Below are 17307 nucleotides of genomic sequence, written 5' to 3'. Positions count from 1 at the left end.
AGCACGGACGGCGGTACCGCTAGGCGATCAGCCGGCGGCGGTCACCCGGCGGCGGCGCACCGCGGCTGCGCCCCCGCCGATGAGCAGGAGCGCGAGCGCCAGCAGCAGGCTCGCTGCTGGCATGTCCGTACCGGTGGTGGCCAGTGCACCGCCCGCCTTCACGTCGATGTTCACCCAGCCGAGCAGGTCACCGGATGCGGAGTACACCGCGAGGCGGTGAGCTCCGGCCGGAGCATCCTTCGGGACGATGACGGTGATCGCGCCGTCATCGTTCAGCGTGCCGTGGGCGAGGAACGTCGGATCGGAGTACATCCACACCTCGACGTCGATACCGGCGTGCTGCGCACCGACCGTGATCGTCACCGTGCCGCCAGGAGCGACCACCGGCGGGGTCACGGTGGCACCGCCGGTGTTGCCCTCGACGAGATCAGTTCCTGGCAGCGGTGTGACCGAGGGTCCCGGCTCACTGCCACCGTCACCAGAACCATCACCAGGACCTGTGCCAGGACCAGTACCCGGCCCCTCGCCGCCGCTCACACCGGGCAGCGTGCCGGTGCGCAACGCGCTGGACGAGTACCCGTCCGCGAACCACCAGACCGGACGTTCGCCGTCCTTCGAGAGCGACGCCGGTGCTGTCGCGAAGCCCTCGTCGTTGAGCTCCTCGCCGTCGGGGCCGACAAGGGCTGCCGGACGCGCGAAGTGAGCAATGCCGGGCTGGTCGGTGCCGTTGAGCGTGATCTGCGCTGAGGTGCCACCGCAGCCGTCGTCGCACACGGCCCACAGCACACCGAGGACCGAGTCGTAGTCGAGAGCCATGACTCCGGCGAGACCGGGATCGATGGTCGAGACGAGTTCTGCCGAGCCGTCTGCGGCGAGCGCGAAGGCATATACCCCTCCGCCGTCCTCGACCGCGACGAAGAACAGGCCGTCGCCCGCGTACGAGGAACCGTCGTACGGCGCCTTCGTGTTGTCATCGAAGAGGGCGCCTGCGAGCGTCGCATCCGGCACCCACTCGACGGCTTCGATGCCGAGGTTCGCACCCACCGCGGGAAGTTGGTCGGTGAGGTCCCACTCGGTCACGGCGACCAGATCCGGGCCGGCGAGGGTCGGATCGACCTGCAGGATCTTGTTCTGGTTGACACCCTTGGCGCTGTTGTCGCGCTCGGATGCCACGTACACCAGCCCATCGCCGGCGACGGTGATGCCCTCGGTGTCGGGGCCAGCAGCATCCGGGTTCGCGGCGTCCTTCTGGAAGCGCACGCGCTTGCCGTCGGCCCAGCCGTCCACCACCGAGACGGAACCGTCGACCGATGCCGTCAGTTTCCAGATGCGGCCCTCGTCGTTGTCGACCGCCCACAGGAATGTGCCATCGGCAGTCTCCTGCATGTCGAGCCCCGAACTGTCCTCGAGGAAGGTGGGAGTGCTGTCGAGCACCCGCACATCGGGCGAACCGGGCCAGGGCGAGACGGTGACATCGGCGGCACAGGTGTTGGCCGCGCCCGGAGTGGGCGAGGCCGTGACGGCGAACGGCCCGGTCGCGTCGGGGCAGCGACCCCAGGTCGTGGGGGCATGGGCGGTGCCCCAGGAAGTGCTGTCGATCAGGCCGTCGCCGTCGAACAGCCGGACCATGTCGCCCTTGCCGATCCCGAAGCCGAGGTCGTCGAGCAGGAGATGTCCGCCGGCGGGGATGCTGGTGCCCGCGTCGATCGCGTACGCGTTCCTGTCATCGTCGTCCTTCACGATGAGACCGGAGACATCGATCGCCGCGGCTGTCGGATTGGCGAGCTCGACCCAGTCGGGCTCGCCGTCGGATTCGACCTCGTTGATCGCGACGGTCGGTGCGGCAGCGCATTCGTTCGCGGCACCGGGTGTGGCTTTGGCGAGAGTGAACTCGCCCACGCCGTCGGAGCACCGGGCGTAGGTCGCCGCGATGAAGTCGCCGTCGATCGCGGCGTGCTCGGTCCATGCGCCCGTGCGGTCGGTCAGGACGCCCGTCGGGTCGAAGAGTCGGATCTCATCCGCACTCCCGATGCCGAACTGCCCGAACGGGGTCTCCACTCCGCCGGTGAGGCCGATGTCTCCCTGCTCGACGAGAAGGAATTCCCCTGCGTCGATCACCGTTCCCGCGGCGAACGCCCAGCGGTGGTCGATGTCGTCGTCGGAGTCACGCAGTTCGTATCCGGAGATGTCGAGCGGCTCAGCGCCGGGGTTGTACAGCTCGACCCAGTCCGCCGGCTGCGAGTCCACCTCGTTGAGTACGACGGTGCCAGCCACGGGGTCAGGCGTACCATCGCCCCCACCCTCACTCGGGAAAACGTTCGCGGCGCCCTTGGTCGACTCAGTCGTGAGCAGGTACGAGGCATCCGCTCCGTCGCCCTCCGCACCCCAGCTAGGGACGGCGTGGGTGTCGGCAGGCCAGGTGGTCTGCAACAGGGGCTGCGCGCCGTTCGCATCACCGGGAGCGAAAAGGCGGACGCTGTCGCCCTTGCCCAGCCCGAAATCGAAGTCGCCCTCGCCGGCTTTGCTCAGGGTGTCGATCACGTAGTACGCACCGGGTGCGACGACTGTGCCGGCCGGGATCTCGTACGGGTTCTTGTCGCTGTTGTCCTGGACGACGTAGAAGCTCAGATCGATCGCGCTGTCGGAGTAGTTGTAGAACTCGATCCAGTCATCCGGGCTTCCCCCGTTCGAGACGACTTCATTAATGCGGATGCCGAGCGGCTCCTCCGCAGCGACGGCGGCGGTCGGTGCACTCAGCAGCATCGCGGCGCCGAGCGCGCATACGACGGCTGACGAAAGTCCGCGAGTGAGGCGAGACATGTGACTCCAGAAGATCGAGACGAGTGGGAGCATGAACCCACCCATTCGACCGATTCCGCCTGTCCGGCCGGCGCACGGCATCCGTACGGAACATGAACGGAAAGTGTCGCGCAGGATGGCGCGGCAGCGTCCATCAGCCCTGGAAGAACGCGACGCCGAGATCAGGGTGGTCGACGAACACTCCGTCGATACCGCTGCGGGCGAGCACCGACCACTCCGACTCGTAGTCGCCGAACGCCTGCTTGCCACCGGCACCGCGGAATTCCGCAGCGAGGAATGCGTTCTCGGGCCGCGCAGTCCAGGTGAATACCTTCAGTCCCCTGCCGTGAGCATCTTCGACGATCGTGCTACCGGCAGCCAGCAGCATCCGCTTGTTGACGCTGATCCCATCGACCGCGCCGACGATTCCGTCCAGACCACGCGGTGTGACGGTCGCCTTGTAAGTGAGCGCCTGCCGTCCGTGAGCGACGAGCTGATCGTAAGGGCGCCCGGATGCCTCGATCAGGTAGATGTACGAGGCCGCTATACCGGCGCTGCGCAGCTGCGCGAGCACGGCCGGTTCGAACGATTCGATCGTCAGCGGCAGCTCGCCATCGGCCCACCCGGCTGCGTGCAGGTCGCGTGCGATCAGGGGTGCGAGATCGAGGCCGATGCTCGCGAAGTACGTGGCGTGCTTGACCTCGAGCACGACGCCGATCTCCCGTCCGTGTTCGGTGGAGCCCTCTCGAACGAGATCGAGCACATCCACCAGACGCAGCATCGGCTGCACATCGTCGAAAGAGGCGCTGGACGGGCGCAGCTCCGGCAGCCGCTCGCGCACGCGCAGGGTCGCGAGTTCATCCCAGGTGAAGTCCTCGGTGAACCAGCCGGTCAGCGGCTGGCCGTCGATCCGCTTGGTGGTCTTGCGGTCCGCGAACTCCGGGTGATCGGCGATGTCCGTCGTGCCGGAGATCTCATTCTCATGCCTGACCACGAGCACGCCGTCGCCGGTTGCGACCACGTCGGGCTCAACAGCCCCAACGCCCATCGCGAGCGCGAGTTCATACGAGGATCGACTGTGCTCGGGCCGGTATCCCGGCGCGCCCCGATGGCCGATGACGAGCGGCGATTTCCTGGGCATGGATTCAGGTTAGAACACCCCATGCATAGACTTCCGCCGGTATCGTAGAGGAAAGCGACCTTCAAACCTCTCGGAGTGAGGCCCAAACACCATGAGCAATTTCGCGTTCAACAACCCGGCGTTCCAGAAGCAGGATCCGCGCAACGTCGCCACTTACCCCGGCGCCCCTGGCGCTCAGCCCGGTGCGCAGGGCGCCCAGGCCGCATCGCTGCAGCACGGTGCGATGGATGCCGCCGCCAACGCCAAGCTCGAGGGGATGTATGCCGCTCCTCCGGCAGGCTCCATCGAGACCGACCGCATGTCGGTCGAAGACACTGTCTGGAAGACCGCAGGCCTTTTCGGCATCCTTCTCGTCACCGCCGTTATCGGCTGGGTCTGGACGCTCGGCGGCGTGCAGGCCAATCCCGGTGCGGCCGCGTCGATGGCTCCGATGCTCATCGGCGCACTCGGCGGGTTCGTCCTCGCGATGGTCATCACCTTCACATCTCGCAAGAAGGTTCGCCCGGCGCTGATCTTCGGATACGCGGCGCTGGAGGGACTCTTCGTCGGCGGAATCTCGGCGTTCTTCGAGACTCTGTACCCCGGCATCGTCATGCAGGCGACGTTGGCGACGGTGGCCGTCGTCGGTGTGACACTCGCGCTCTTCGCGAGCGGCAAGATCCGCGCGTCGAAGAAGATGACCAAGATCTTCATGATCGCGATGATCGGCTACCTCGTCTTCTCCGTGTTGAACCTGATCCTCATGTGGACCAACGTTCTTCCGGCCGACCAGGCATTCGGTATGCGAAGCATGACCATTGCCGGCATCCCGCTCGGCCTGATCATCGGTGTGCTCGTCGTATTCATGGCCGCGTACTCGCTGGTGCTCGACTTCGACCAGATCCAGCAGGGCGTGCGCAACGGTGCTCCCCGCAAGTACGGCTGGGTCGGCGGCTTCGGCATCATGGTCACCGTCGTGTGGCTGTACGTCGAGATCCTGCGCATCATCGCCATCGCACGCAACTGATCTTCGATCGCATCGCAGAAGGCCTCGTCCCCACGGACGGGGCCTTCTTGCGTGAAATCGAGCCTTATCGTGTTTTTACGGCACACCGCAAGGGTCTAGCGGTTTTTTTCCCAAAGGGAGCATAGTTACATCACCGCAACAAGAAAGGGGATTACACCATGGGTTTCCTTGCATTTCTTCTTCTAGGACTGATCGCCGGTGCGATCGCGAAACTGATCCTCCCTGGCAAGCAGGGCGGCGGATGGTTCGTCACGTTGCTTCTGGGCGTCGTGGGTGCGATCATCGGCGGATGGATCGGCAGCGCAATCTTCGGTGTCGGCATCAATGAATTCTGGAGTCTGTCCTCTTGGCTCCTCGCCATCGGTGGCGCGATTATCGTGCTGCTGATCTACGGCCTGATCGTCGGCCGCGGCAGCAGGACCCGCGGCTAGAGGCCTCAGCGCACAGACGCAACTAAACGGAACCCCCGGGTGCACTGCATCCGGGGGTTCCTCGTGTGCGCGGCTACTGCGAGGCCTTCGCCTCCAGAAGGGCGCGCTCCCGTTCGTTCCCCGCAAGCACTGCGGCTCTGGCGAACTCGGAGCGCGCCTCCGCTGTTCTGCCGAGCCGCAGCAGCATCTCACCCCGCGTCGCGGGGAGCAGGTGGTAGCCCTTGAGCGCGTCGGATGCCACAAGCTGGTCGATGATGCGCAGAGCGGATGCCGGGCCCGTCGCCATCGCGACCGCCGCAGCCCTGTTCAGCTCGATGATCGGCGACGGGGCGATCCTGCCCAGCGCCTCGTACAACACGACGATCCGGTCCCAGTCGGTGCTTTCCACCGATCCCGCCACGGCATGGCACTCGGCGATTGCCGCCTGCAGTCCGTATGCGCCGCGGCCGGTGCCCAGAGCATCCGCTCGTTCGAGCGCCGCACGGCCCCGCGAGATCCTGCTGCGATCCCAGCGAATGCGGTCCTGATCGGCCAGCAGGATCGGCTCGCCCAGCGCGTCGACACGGGCTGGAAAGCGCGCCGCGGTCAGTTCCATGAGCGCAAGCAGACTGTGCACGTCGCGTTCGTCCGGTGCAAGAGAGGCCAGCACACGTGTCAGTCGGATCGCCTCGTAGCTGAGTTCGGGGCGCATCCAGTCAGCGCCGCTGCTGGCGGCGTGGCCCTCGTTGAAGATCAGGTACAGCACACCGAGAACCGCGGACATGCGAGCCGGATACTCGTCACGGGAGGGCACGTCGAACGGTACCTTCGCCGCACCGAGCGTCTTCTTCGCCCGGACGATGCGCTGCTGGATGGTCGCGGTCGGCACGACGAACGCCCGCGCGATCTCTTCACTCGACAGACCACCGACGGCTCGCGGCGTCAGCGCAACGCTCGCCTCGCGCGAAAGCACCGGGTGACAGGAAATGAAGACAAGCCGCAGCACGTCGTCGTCGATGGCATCCGGGTCCCACGGGTCGGCATCCATCGCATCCGCCTGCTCGCGCTCCATATCATGCGCGATCGTCGCGATCCGATCGTCGTACCGTTCCTGGCGCCGCCAGCCATCGATCGCCCTGCGCTTGGCGACCGCCGTCAGCCAGGCCGCCGGGTTACGCGGCACGCCGTCCTGCGGCCACTGCCGCAGCGCCTCGACCAGAGCATCCTGCGCGAGGTCCTCCGCGGGCGAGAAGTCGCCGACCATCCGCGTCAGCGTCGCGATGATCTTCGCCGACTCGATGCGCCAGACAGCGGCGATGGTGCCCACCGCGTCGGAGGCGGAGCGCACCGTCGCGCCATCGTGGTCTGCGCTCATGTCACTGAGCCCGCTGCGCCTGCTCCTCGCGCCAGCCCTCCTCCTTCTGGATCCACTCGTTGTCCGCCGGGAAGTCGTCCATCTCCTGCACTCGACGCACCTCGAGGTACGAACCCGCCCCCAGCGGCGCACGGCTCGCCCACTCCGCAGCCTCTTCGCGGCTGGACACCTCGATGATCCAGAAGCCATTGAACAGCTCCTTGGTCTCGCCATAGGGGCCGTCGGTGACGAGGGGCTTCTCGGCGCTGAAGTCGACGACGAAGCCCTCGGACGCATCGCTGAGCCCTTCGCCCGCGAGCAAGACTCCCGCCTTGATCATCGACTCGTTGTACTTGCCCATCGCCTCGATGACCTGCTCGAACGGGACCTCTTTGTATGCCTCGACAGCTTCGTCGGTCGCGCGCATGATCAGCATGAACTTCATGATGTTCTCCTTCAGTTGCGGGGTCGGTTTCGACCCTCTCACTGAAGACGTCGAACGGAAAGAGTGCAGATCGACATCGCGGAGAAAACTTTTCTCAGCGTCGCGCTGGGGCCGCGAGAACGTCGCGCACGGTGGTCGCAAACGCCTCGAGCGCATGCTCGCTGCTCCAGATGGATGCCGCGGCCGGCGCCTCGGCGGTCAGACGCTCTCGCAGCTCGGCGTCGGTAAGCACGCGGTGCACGGCATCGGCGAGAGCCGCTTCGTCGCCGTCGGGCACAAGGATGCCCCCACCGCCCGCGAGCAGATCGCTCGGGCCATATCGGATGTCATAGGAGATGACCGGGCACGCGTGCGACAGAGCTTCGGCGAGCGACAGCCCCTGGCCCTCGAAGGCACTGGCAGAGACGACGACCGATGCGCGCTCGAGCACGGCATCGGGATCCGAAGTCACGCCCTTCAGCTCAACGCGATCGGCGCAATCGAGCTCAGCGATGAGTTGCTCGAGCCCCGCCCGCGACGGCCCGTCGCCCCAGATCTCGAGTGTCGAGCCGGGCACGTCGGCACCGAGGAAGGCACGGATGATGTGGTCGATGCGCTTGCCGGGCGCCAGACGCGACAGCGAGACGACGAGCCCGGGCTGCGGTGTCCGCTCCCCCAGCTCGCGAAGCCGGATTCCGTTCGGAACCACGACGCTGCGGATGCCGGAACCGAAGCGCGCGGCGACGTCATCACGCTGCCGCGGCGTCGGCCAGGTCACCGCGTCGAAGCGGTGCGCAAGGGCGAACCAACGGGTCCAGAGCGCGTTCATCGGAGCATCTGGTGTGTGCGGCGCTTCCAGGTGCATTGTGTGGATCGGGTGGATGATGCGCACCCGCGGGTCGTCCCAGTCGGCGATCAGCTCGCCGATCTGCCGTGACTCGCAGATGACGACGATCGGACGGTCGCCGAGGGATGCCGCGAGGTGTTCGAGCCAGGCACGATACAGCCCGCGGAACCCCTCGACGCCGCCGATGATGCCCCCGTCGGCGTCGTAGACGAGCACAGGTTCATCGGTGAGATGCCAGTCCGGATTGTCCGGGATCACCGGCAGTGCAGCGATCGGGGGTCCTGCGGAATCGCGCAGCATCCGATATTCACGGTCTGCGACACCCTCGGAAAGACGAGCGGATGCCGCGGCGCGCAGCCACACGGCTGCGCCGCCTTCATGCGCCACAGCCTCATCGAAGAGGTTTCGCAGGCGTGCAGTGTCATCGATCGCTCCGCGCCGTGCGAACTCTGAGCGATGCTCGGCGTGGGACGCGGCATCCCCGGGATCGAAAGTCAGTAGAGCGAGCTTCGCGCCAGCGCCGACCAGCTGCCTGGCGCGCGCGAGCGCCGCGATCGTGTACCCGCCGTCGAGGTCGGGGATCAGCCGACTGGAGAGGACGAGGTACTCGGCGTCCGGAAGCTCTACTCCCACTCGATCGTCCCCGGGGGCTTCGAGGTCACATCGAGCACCACCCGGTTGACGTCGCGCACACCGTTGGTAATGCGGTTGGAGATCTTCGAGAGCACGTCGTACGGCAGGCGGGTCCAGTCGGCCGTCATGGCGTCCTCGCTGGAGACGGGACGCAGCACGATCGGGTGCCCGTAGGTGCGACCGTCGCCCTGCACGCCCACGGAGCGCACATCGGCGAGCAGCACGACCGGGCACTGCCAGATCTCGCTGTCCAGGCCCGCCTTGGTCAGCTCTTCGCGGGCGATGGCGTCGGCCTCGCGCAGAATCTCGAGACGGTCAGCGGTGACCTCACCCACGATGCGGATGCCGAGGCCGGGGCCCGGAAAGGGCTGCCGTCCGACGATCGCCTCGGGAAGACCGAGGTCGCGACCGATCTGGCGCACCTCGTCCTTGAACAGGGTGCGCAACGGCTCGATGAGCTCGAAGTCGAGATCTTCGGGCAGGCCGCCGACGTTGTGGTGCGACTTGATGTTCGCAGTGCCCGTGCCGCCGCCGGATTCGACGACGTCGGGGTAGAGCGTGCCCTGCACGAGGAACTTGATCGGCTCGCCTTCGGCCTTGGCCTCGGCGACGAGGTCGCGCTGCACCTTCTCGAACGCGCGGATGAACTCGCGGCCGATGATCTTGCGCTTCTGCTCGGGGTCGCTGACGCCTTCGAGGTGTCCGAGGAAGGTTTCCGCGGCATCCACGGTGATCAGGCGCACGCCCGTGGAGGCGACGTAATCGTTCTCGACCTGCTCGCGCTCGCCCTTGCGGAGGAGTCCGTGGTCGACGAACACGGCGGTGAGCTGGTCACCGATCGCCTTGTGGACGAGGGCCGTCGAGACGGCCGAGTCGACGCCGCCCGAGAGTGCGGAGATGACGCGGGCAGAGCCGACTTGCTCGCGGATGCGGGCGACCTGCTCGTCGATGACGTTGCCGCTGTTCCAGTCGGCGGCGAGCCCCGCGGCCTTGTGCAGGAAGTTCTCGAGGACTTCCTGTCCGTGGTCGGAGTGCTTGACCTCGGGATGCCACTGCACCCCGTAGAAGCACTTCTCGTCACTGCCGAAAGCGGCGACGGGAGTATCGGCGGTGGAGGCGAGCACCTCGAAGCCTGCGGGAGCCGTGGCGACCTGGTCGCCGTGGCTCATCCAGACGTTCTGCGTGTGCGGCTGTCCGCCGAGCAGCACGCCGCCATCGCCGGTGAGTGCGGCATCCGTCGCGCCGTACTCGCGAAGTCCGGTGTTGGCGACCTCGCCGCCGAGGGCGCGTGCCATGACCTGGAAGCCGTAGCAAATGCCGAGGGTGGGAACACCGAGGTCGAAGATCGCGCTGTCGAGCGAGGGCGCATTCTCTTCATAGACCGAAGACGGCCCACCGGAGAGGATGAGCGCAACCGGGTTCTTCTCGGCGATCTCGGCGGCACTGACCGTGTGCGGCACGATCTCGCTGTAGACGCCGGCTTCGCGCACGCGGCGGGCGATGAGCTGCGCGTACTGGGCACCGAAGTCGATGACGAGGACGGGTCGCTGGGCGGTGTCTGCGCTCATTGCGCGGCCTCCTGGGTCTGGCTGTCGGCGGCCATCGCGGCCTCGCGGGATGCGAGGTACGCCTTGACCTCGCGGGAGATTCTGGCCTCCATGAAGAAGGAGAGCAGCGGGATGACGCCGCCGAGCGCGAGGATGATGAAGCGGCTGAACGGCCAGCGCATCAGGCTCCAGAGGCGGAAGATTGCGAAGAGGTACAGCACGTAGAACCAGCCGTGCGCGACGAGGACGAGCAGTGAGAGGTTCGTGCCGTCTCCGACCGAGACCAGCTCGCAGCCCATGCCTCCCGGGACGAACAGGGAGAACCACTGGCACCCGTCGCCGACGATGACGTCTGCAAGCCAGAGGAATCCGCCCGATCCGCCGGCGAACAGCTCGAGGTGGATGGGGCTGTATTTGAAGATCATCTCGGTCAGCAGCAGAAGCAGCATGACACCGGTGATGATCGAGGCGATCTGGTAGAACGTCAGCGCCCCGCGGATCTTCGGGAACGAGGCGGCTTTCGGTTCTGGCATGAGCACCAGTCTACCCGGGAGTACACGATGGCTGCGGCGGCCGGGAGCGCACGACGAAGGCCGCCGGGATCACTCCCGACGGCCTCCGCTGTCAATGCTGGATCAGAACCAACCGGTGATGAGGTTCCACAACCAGTCGAGGATCTGTCCGACGATCCCGCCGCCGTGACCGCCGCCCTTGTTGATGGTGACCATGTCGGTGGCCTGGTCACCATCGGCCTGCGAGACGATGACCGTGTAGCGACCGGCATCCGTGCCCTTGGGCACAGTGACCGAGGCCGAGAAGGAGCCGTCCTCGCCAACCACGACGGTGCCGAGGTCGACGGTCTTGCCCTTCTTCGACTCGAGCGCGACGGTCACGGTCTCGCCTGGTTCGAAGTCCACCCCGGAGAGGGTGAGCTTCTTGCCTGCGCTGACCGTGTTGCCGTCAACCTCGATGGTCCCGGTGAACTCCTGCTCACCGGCATCCGCGACCGTGAACGGCACACGGACGCTCGTGCCGTCGGCCGTCGCCACGGTGAGCAGCTGGTCACCCGATGCTCCTTCCGGAACCGTGAACGTCAGGCTCGCACGGCCCGCCTCGTCGGTGGTGTCGACGATGGCCGGGTCGACGGCACCGGTCGCGAGGACCGCGTCGCCGAGCGAGACCGTGACCTCTGCGGGCACCGGGTCGCCGCCGCTGAATGCGAGCGAGGAGAGGTCGATGGTGACCTCGTCGCCGACGCTGTAGCCATCGGCATCCGGAGCGCTCAGCGTCACACCGACTGCGCGCTGCGCGAGGTCGGGCGTCGCCGTGCCGTTGGCGTCGAACCACTCGACCGTGGACTGCAGATCGATCTTGCCGGAGTCCGCCTTGTTCGTGCCCTCGGCGAAGGTGGAGAAGTTGTCTCCACCGGCCGCGAGGAACGAGTTCGCCGCGACGACGTACGACGCCTCAGGATCGATCGGCTCGCCGTTCAGGGTGATCGAGGTGATCCGCTCCCCTGCCTCCGCCGTCGGGTCGTAGGTGTACTGCAGACCCTCCGAGACGCCGAGCTTCAGGAACGGACGGCTCGCGCCTTCCGGCTGCCACTGCTCCTCGAGCACGCCCTTGAGCTGTGCACCGGTGAGGTTCAGCGTGACCAGCGTGTTGGCGAACGGCTGTACCGTCGCAGCCTCGCGGAAGGTCACGTTGCCGTCCGGGTCGGATGCTCCGGACGAGGCGTAGGTGAGGTTGGCGCGGACACCACCGGGGTTCATGAGCGCAAGATCCGCGCCCGTCGCCCACTGGTGCACGTCGGCGACGAAGTTGCCGATCGACGACTCCCCGCCGCGGTTCTCCGACCCGTTGCTCTGGCGAGCCCGGTTGAAGTCGCCGGTGATCTGACCGACCGGCTCCGCACCGAGAACATCTGCCTCGGCCTTGGCGTCGTCGACGATCTTCTGCACGTCAGCATCGGCCTCGTAGAGCGGTGCACCTTCAGCGGTGAGGGGCTTGATCTCGTTGGTGATCGAGAGGAGCTCCTTCGACTCGGGGTCGACCTGCAGGTTCATCAGACCGAAGTTCTCGCCGTACTGCCCCGCCGAGACGACCGGGCGGCCGTCGATGACGTGGTTGTAGGCGAGGTGCGTGTGCGCCGAGACGATCGCGTCGACGCTGTCATCGACACCGGCGACGATCTCGCCGAGTGCCGACTCGGGCGTGATGCTCGCGATATCGGTCGAGGTGGCACCTTCGTGCACGAGCAGGACGAGCACGTCCGCCTCGCCGTTGGCGTCATCACCATCGGTGAGGTCGTCTGCGACGCCGTTCACCGAGTCGACGATGCTGCGCACCTCGAGCCCTTCCATGCCCTCGGGGGATACGAGAGAGTCGAGCTCTTCAGTCACTGCGCCGATGAAACCGACCTTGACGCCGTCGATCTCCTTGACCCATGCGGGGGCCAGCGCGGTCTCGCCGGTCTCGGTCAGGAACACGTTCGAGGAGATGTACTCCCAATCCGCGCGGTCCTGCACACGACCCTCGAGGTCCTCCCAGCCCTGATCGAACTCGTGGTTTCCGGCGGCGCTCACATCGAGGCCGGCGGCGTTGAGCGCGTCGATCGTCGGGTTGTCGTCATTGATGAACGACGTGAAGGTGGATGCTCCGATCAGATCGCCCGCCGCAGCGAAGATCGTGTTCGGGTTCGCATCCCGCACCGACTGCACGGCGCCGGCGAGCACGGCGGCGCCTGCCGCTGCGCCATCGGCCTCGATGCGACCGTGGAAGTCGTTGATCGTGACGATATCGATGTCCACCGGCGGGATCTCGCTGGAGAGGCCGACGATGACCGGGTCGTGGTCACTGGAGCGGAACGGCGTTCCAGCCTCAGCGGCACCGAACGCGTAGCCGCGATCGCTCCACTCCGGCGAGTTGATTCCCCACACTCCCGTGCCGGTCACCGAACCCGCGAGGGACGGAGACGCGATCGCGTGGTCGAGCGAGCCGAGCTCGCCGTCGTACGTGTAGGTGTACTGGCCCGCTGCGTTCGCGGGCACCAGGTCGGTCCAGCCAGCCTGAGAGAAGACGTCGATCGGGTCTTCCTGAGCGTAGGAGTTGAAGTCTCCGAGCAGGAGGACGTCGGAGCTGCCGCTGGTCTCTGCGAGCTCACCGGTGAACTCCAGCAGCGACTGCGCCTGTGCGGTGCGGTCGGCGTTGAAGTGCCCTTGTCCGTCGGCGGGCTCATCGCCGTCGCCGGACTTCGACTTGAAGTGGTTGGCGACGACGGAGACAGTCCGACCGTCCATGTCGAAGGTCTGCGCGATCGGCTCGCGGGCATTGCCCCACACCGACTCGTCGATCTTCGCCATGCTGTCACCAACCGGGGTGACGGCATCCTTCTTGTAAATGAGTGCGTTGGTGATGACGTCCGTCTCGGTGTCTCCGAGCGCATCCGGCGTCGGGACGTAATCCCATACGTCGGCGCCGGCGTCGTCATTCAGGCCCTCGACGAGGTCTGCGAGCGCGACGTCGACTGTGCCATCACCGAAGTGAACCGAGTTCTCGATCTCCATCAGCGCCACGACTTCGGCATCCAGACCGTTGATCGCGGTGACGATCTTGGATCGCTGCACCTGGAAGTACTCGTCGTTCTTCGCGCCGCGGGCGAGGGAGTCGTCCTCGCTCATCGTGGTGAAGTAGTTGAAGACGTTGAATGCCGCGACCTGCACGTCACCGCCGACCTCGGGGGCCGTCTCGGGCCGCGGGTTCGCGGTCGTGAACGCGGCCTTGTAGGTCGCGTCGCTGGCGTCATCGATCGGGACCACCGGCTGCAGGCGCCAGTCGTCGAATCCGTACTGCAGCACGTAACCGGCCTCGGCGAAGTCGACGACGTCGCCGTTTCGTACGACGGCATCCTCGGTGAAGTAGGGCTGGTCGCCGGGGTGCGCGTTGCCCGTCACCTGGACGTTGTAGCCGTCGTCGAGCAGGATGCGGTCGGCGCGGTTGGCCGCTGCGATCGCGTTCGCGTCGTCACCGGGGCGCGTCGTCTCGGTGCTCTTGACGTTCAACTCGCCGGGGTTCAGCCACAGCGTGCCGTAGTTGTAGAGCTGGTGGCTCGAGGCGACCAGGTAGTCGCCGGTGGGGGCGACGAGCATGTTCTCGAAGGCCTCGCGGTCGGCGCCGACGACGGTCTCCGGGAGTGCCGTCGCCGCGGGAACGCCCGCCCCGGCGGTGACCACGGTGATGTCCGAGGCCGCGGCCGGTGAGATCTGGGTCTGGCCGTAGTTCTCGCCGGCGACACCGGTGACCGAGACGAGGTCGCCGATCTCGAGCGAGGGTGCGAGGGCGTTCAGGTAGACGAAGATGCCATCGGATGCTCCGGGGGTGGCGTCTGCGTCTCCCCCGCTTCCCGCGGTCTGGATCGACACGCCCTTGTATCCGCCGACACGGTAGTCGCCGGTGACGACCCCCTCGACGGTGACGGTCTGGCCTGCCAGCGGCGATGCGTCACCGGTGCCCTGCACCTCGGCAATCGTCGCCGCGACGGGCTCGTCGGTGCCGGGATCGGGGTCAGGATCGGGATCGGGATCGGGATCGGTGACCCCGGAGCCCTGCGGTGTGATCGTCGCCGACAGGCTGAAGTCGGCAGAGTTGTCATCCGTGTCGACGCCATCGGTACGGTTCAGCGACTTCACGTCCTGGTTGTTCGCGGGGGCTGCGGCGAGCGCGCCCTCGTAGGTGTTCGAGTCACCGTAGCCGAGCAGGTCGATGACGCCTTCGGCTCCGACGATCGAGCCGGGAGTGAGGCCGACGGCGGAGGTGCCCTGCACCAGCGCGAGCGTGCCCTTGGTTCCGCTCGGTGAGAGGGTGCTGACCTGATCGGGGCTGGGGAGCTCTGCACCGTTCGCACCGTTGCTGCCGGCCTGCACCAGGAAGTATCCACCGGCGGGGATCGTGCCCGACAGCGCCACGACGCTGTTGAAGTTGCCGGTGCCTGTCGCCGAGCGGTACTGCAGCGACATGCCGTCCAGCACGATGTCGGCATCTGTCGGGTTGTACAGCTCGACGAACTTGTTCGTGAACGCGGCCCCGGCGCTACCACCGGAGAGGTAGGCCTCGTTGATGATCACGCCCGTGCCGTCGACCGCGGCGAAGGCGGGCGAGGCGGCGAGCGTTCCGAAGCTCATCGCGAATGCAGTGGTCAGCGCGAGAGCGCCGATGCGCCCCCGTCTGCGTGGTGTGGATGATCCAGCGCGCGGCGCTGCACCGAGAGGGACGGACATCATGCGGTAGTACTCCTCGACGTCGACGATGACACCCCGGCGCCCGGGTGAAGCGCACGAGGAAGTGATTCGCGGAACGCACCCGTGCGGGTGCCGCGGCCACTCATGAGCGAGCCTATGAGTGGGCTGGGACATTCCCGAGCGAGTTCACGGATCGCTAACCGGAAGTTCCACTGCCCGTCGCGCGACTACGACTTCCGACTAATCAGGTGCGTCACTTAATGGACGAAAGTCAAACGACGCCGAGGTACCGGTTCTGCAGCTCTGCGTCCCGCACGATCTGTTCGGTGGGCAGATCCGCGGCGATGCTGCCGTTCACCATCACGAGGATGCGGTCGCAGACCTCGGCCGCAAACCGCAGATTCTGCTCCACGAGCAGAATCGCCTGCCCTTCTCGCACGAGGCCGCGGAACACGTCGGCGAGATGGTCGACCACCGCTGGCGCCAGGCCTTCGCTCGGTTCGTCCATGATCAGCAGCTCGGGGTTTGTCAGCAGCGCTCGACCGATCGCGAGCATCTGCTGCTCTCCGCCGGAGAGCTCTGCACCGCCGTTGCGCCGTCGCTCCGCGAGACGGGGGAACAGCTCGTACACGCGCTCGACGGTCCAGCGGTCTGTTGGGCGCGATCGGACCATCGTCAGATGCTCGTGCACGGAGAGAGAGGGAAAGACGCGCCGTCCCTGCGGGACATACGCCACTCCGAGTCTGTTGATCCGCTGCGGCGAGCGTCCGAGAAGTTCGCTCCCGCGATAGCGGACGCTTCCGGATTGCGCTGGCAGGAAGCCGACGAGGGTGTTGGCGAGGGTGCTCTTGCCCATGCCGTTGCGTCCGACCATGCCGATCGGCTCCGCCCCCATTGAGAACGACACTCCCTGCAGCACATGCACGTGCCCGTAGCTGACGTGCAGATCCTCCACGTCGAGAACAGACTGCGCACCGGACTCAGGCGACATCATCGATCGATCCTCCGAGGTAGATTTCACGCACGCGTTCGCTGGAGCGGATCTCGTCCGGTGTGCCTTCGAGGATCTTCTCCCCATCGTGCATGACGACGACACGATCGGCGACGGCCAGTGCGATGTCCATATCGTGCTCGATCAGCAGCAGCGTCATCTCTCGAGGCAGCGCACCGAGCAGGGTTATCAGGTGAGCGCGCTCAGCGGGGGAGAAACCAGCGGCGGGCTCATCGAGCATGAGCAGTTTCGGTTGCAGGCCGAGCGCCATCGCGATCTCGAGCTGACGCTGCTCGCCGTGCGATAAGTCGGACACGAGAGTACCGCCGCGTCCGCCGAGGTTCACCCGATCGAGCAGGAGATCCGCTCGCTCCCATCGACTGCGCCCCCATCGGGCGAGCGAGAGACGACCGCTGCGGAACTCATTCCCGCCCAGGGCGATGTAGACGTTCTCGGCGCAGGTGAGCTGGTCGAACAGCTTCGAGGTCTGGAATGTTCGAGCCAGCCCCCGGCGGGCGCGTGATGCAGCCGGAAGCCGCGTGACATCTTCGCCGAAGAGTTCGACGGTGCCGGATGACGGCGGGAAGACCCCGGCGATCAGGTTGAACAGGGTGGATTTGCCCGCTCCGTTCGTACCGATCACGCTGACACGCTCACCGGCTGCGACATCGAGCGATGCACCGCGAAGCGCCTTGAGACCGCCGAAGTAGCGGCTCGCGTCCGTCACGCGCAGCGCGTGAGACGTCTGGGGCATGCTCTCTCCTTCGAATTGTGACGATGCGTGTGAATTGTGACGATGCGTGCGGGTCGGGGCGACCGGATCCGCACGCCCCACCCCCCACAACACAGGGGCGGCGGCGGACACAAGGAAAACAAACGACACCGGGCCCCCCGCAGACCAAAGAGGCATGGCAGGCG

Annotated in this window: 12 protein-coding genes; 2 read left to right on the top strand and 10 right to left on the bottom strand. The window is 66.5% G+C overall.

The genetic code is table 11. The features are described from left to right. Window positions 1-27: 27 nt before the first annotated feature. The gene (locus ACTIAO_RS06210) at window positions 28-2820 is read right to left on the bottom strand and encodes a lamin tail domain-containing protein (RefSeq protein WP_441905405.1); all 2793 of its coding nucleotides are present in this window, start codon (window positions 2818-2820) and stop codon (window positions 28-30) included. Window positions 2821-2953: 133 nt separating this feature from the next. Next, window positions 2954-3940 (bottom strand): glycerophosphodiester phosphodiesterase family protein, encoded by a 987-nt coding sequence (locus tag ACTIAO_RS06205; RefSeq protein WP_441905404.1) that lies wholly within the window; start codon window positions 3938-3940, stop codon window positions 2954-2956. A gap of 91 nt (window positions 3941-4031) precedes the next feature. Here ACTIAO_RS06205 and ACTIAO_RS06200 point away from each other — a divergent pair, with 91 nt between their 5' ends. Both ACTIAO_RS06200 and ACTIAO_RS06195 read left to right on the top strand, forming a co-directional pair. Then, entirely contained in the window at window positions 4032-4946 is a 915-nt protein-coding gene (locus ACTIAO_RS06200; protein ID WP_441905403.1) for a Bax inhibitor-1/YccA family protein, read from the top strand. A 158-nt stretch (window positions 4947-5104) separates the two neighbouring features. Beyond that, window positions 5105-5377: a GlsB/YeaQ/YmgE family stress response membrane protein gene (locus ACTIAO_RS06195; protein WP_441905402.1), complete on the top strand. Its 273-nt coding sequence runs from the start codon at window positions 5105-5107 to the stop codon at window positions 5375-5377. A 73-nt stretch (window positions 5378-5450) separates the two neighbouring features. On the opposite strand, the gene ACTIAO_RS06190 is transcribed toward ACTIAO_RS06195, so the two are convergent. The 8 genes from ACTIAO_RS06190 to ACTIAO_RS06155 form a co-directional block, all read right to left on the bottom strand. Further along, window positions 5451-6731 carry an RNA polymerase sigma factor gene (locus ACTIAO_RS06190; RefSeq protein WP_441905401.1) on the bottom strand — a complete coding sequence of 427 codons (1281 nt, stop codon included), beginning with the start codon at window positions 6729-6731 and terminating at the stop codon, window positions 5451-5453. 1 nt (window position 6732) lies between these two features. Continuing rightward, on the bottom strand, window positions 6733-7155 hold the full coding sequence (locus tag ACTIAO_RS06185) for a YciI family protein (RefSeq protein ID WP_441905400.1): 423 nt from the start codon (window positions 7153-7155) through the stop codon (window positions 6733-6735). A 94-nt stretch (window positions 7156-7249) separates the two neighbouring features. Continuing rightward, complete coding sequence (locus ACTIAO_RS06180) at window positions 7250-8614, bottom strand: glycosyltransferase (protein WP_441905399.1); 1365 nt, start codon at window positions 8612-8614, stop codon at window positions 7250-7252. Continuing rightward, on the bottom strand, window positions 8605-10182 hold the full coding sequence (gene guaA, locus ACTIAO_RS06175; RefSeq protein WP_441905398.1) for a glutamine-hydrolyzing GMP synthase: 1578 nt from the start codon (window positions 10180-10182) through the stop codon (window positions 8605-8607). The genes ACTIAO_RS06180 and guaA overlap by 10 nt, the downstream gene beginning before the upstream one ends. After that, window positions 10179-10694 (bottom strand): DUF3817 domain-containing protein, encoded by a 516-nt coding sequence (locus tag ACTIAO_RS06170; RefSeq protein WP_441905397.1) that lies wholly within the window; start codon window positions 10692-10694, stop codon window positions 10179-10181. Before ACTIAO_RS06170 ends, guaA begins: the two co-directional genes overlap by 4 nt. A gap of 102 nt (window positions 10695-10796) precedes the next feature. Beyond that, entirely contained in the window at window positions 10797-15440 is a 4644-nt protein-coding gene (locus ACTIAO_RS06165) for an ExeM/NucH family extracellular endonuclease (protein ID WP_441905396.1), read from the bottom strand. A 229-nt stretch (window positions 15441-15669) separates the two neighbouring features. After that, complete coding sequence (locus ACTIAO_RS06160) at window positions 15670-16392, bottom strand: ABC transporter ATP-binding protein (protein ID WP_441905395.1); 723 nt, start codon at window positions 16390-16392, stop codon at window positions 15670-15672. Further along, window positions 16379-17143 carry an ABC transporter ATP-binding protein gene (locus tag ACTIAO_RS06155; protein ID WP_441905394.1) on the bottom strand — a complete coding sequence of 255 codons (765 nt, stop codon included), beginning with the start codon at window positions 17141-17143 and terminating at the stop codon, window positions 16379-16381. The genes ACTIAO_RS06160 and ACTIAO_RS06155 overlap by 14 nt, the downstream gene beginning before the upstream one ends. Window positions 17144-17307: the final 164 nt, after the last annotated feature.

This window comes from Microbacterium sp., from assembly GCF_052099035.1.
Taxonomy (GTDB): domain Bacteria; phylum Actinomycetota; class Actinomycetes; order Actinomycetales; family Microbacteriaceae; genus Microbacterium.
The sequence above is the reverse complement of the archived record's forward strand: the minus strand, read 5'-3'. Positions and strand labels throughout refer to the sequence as shown.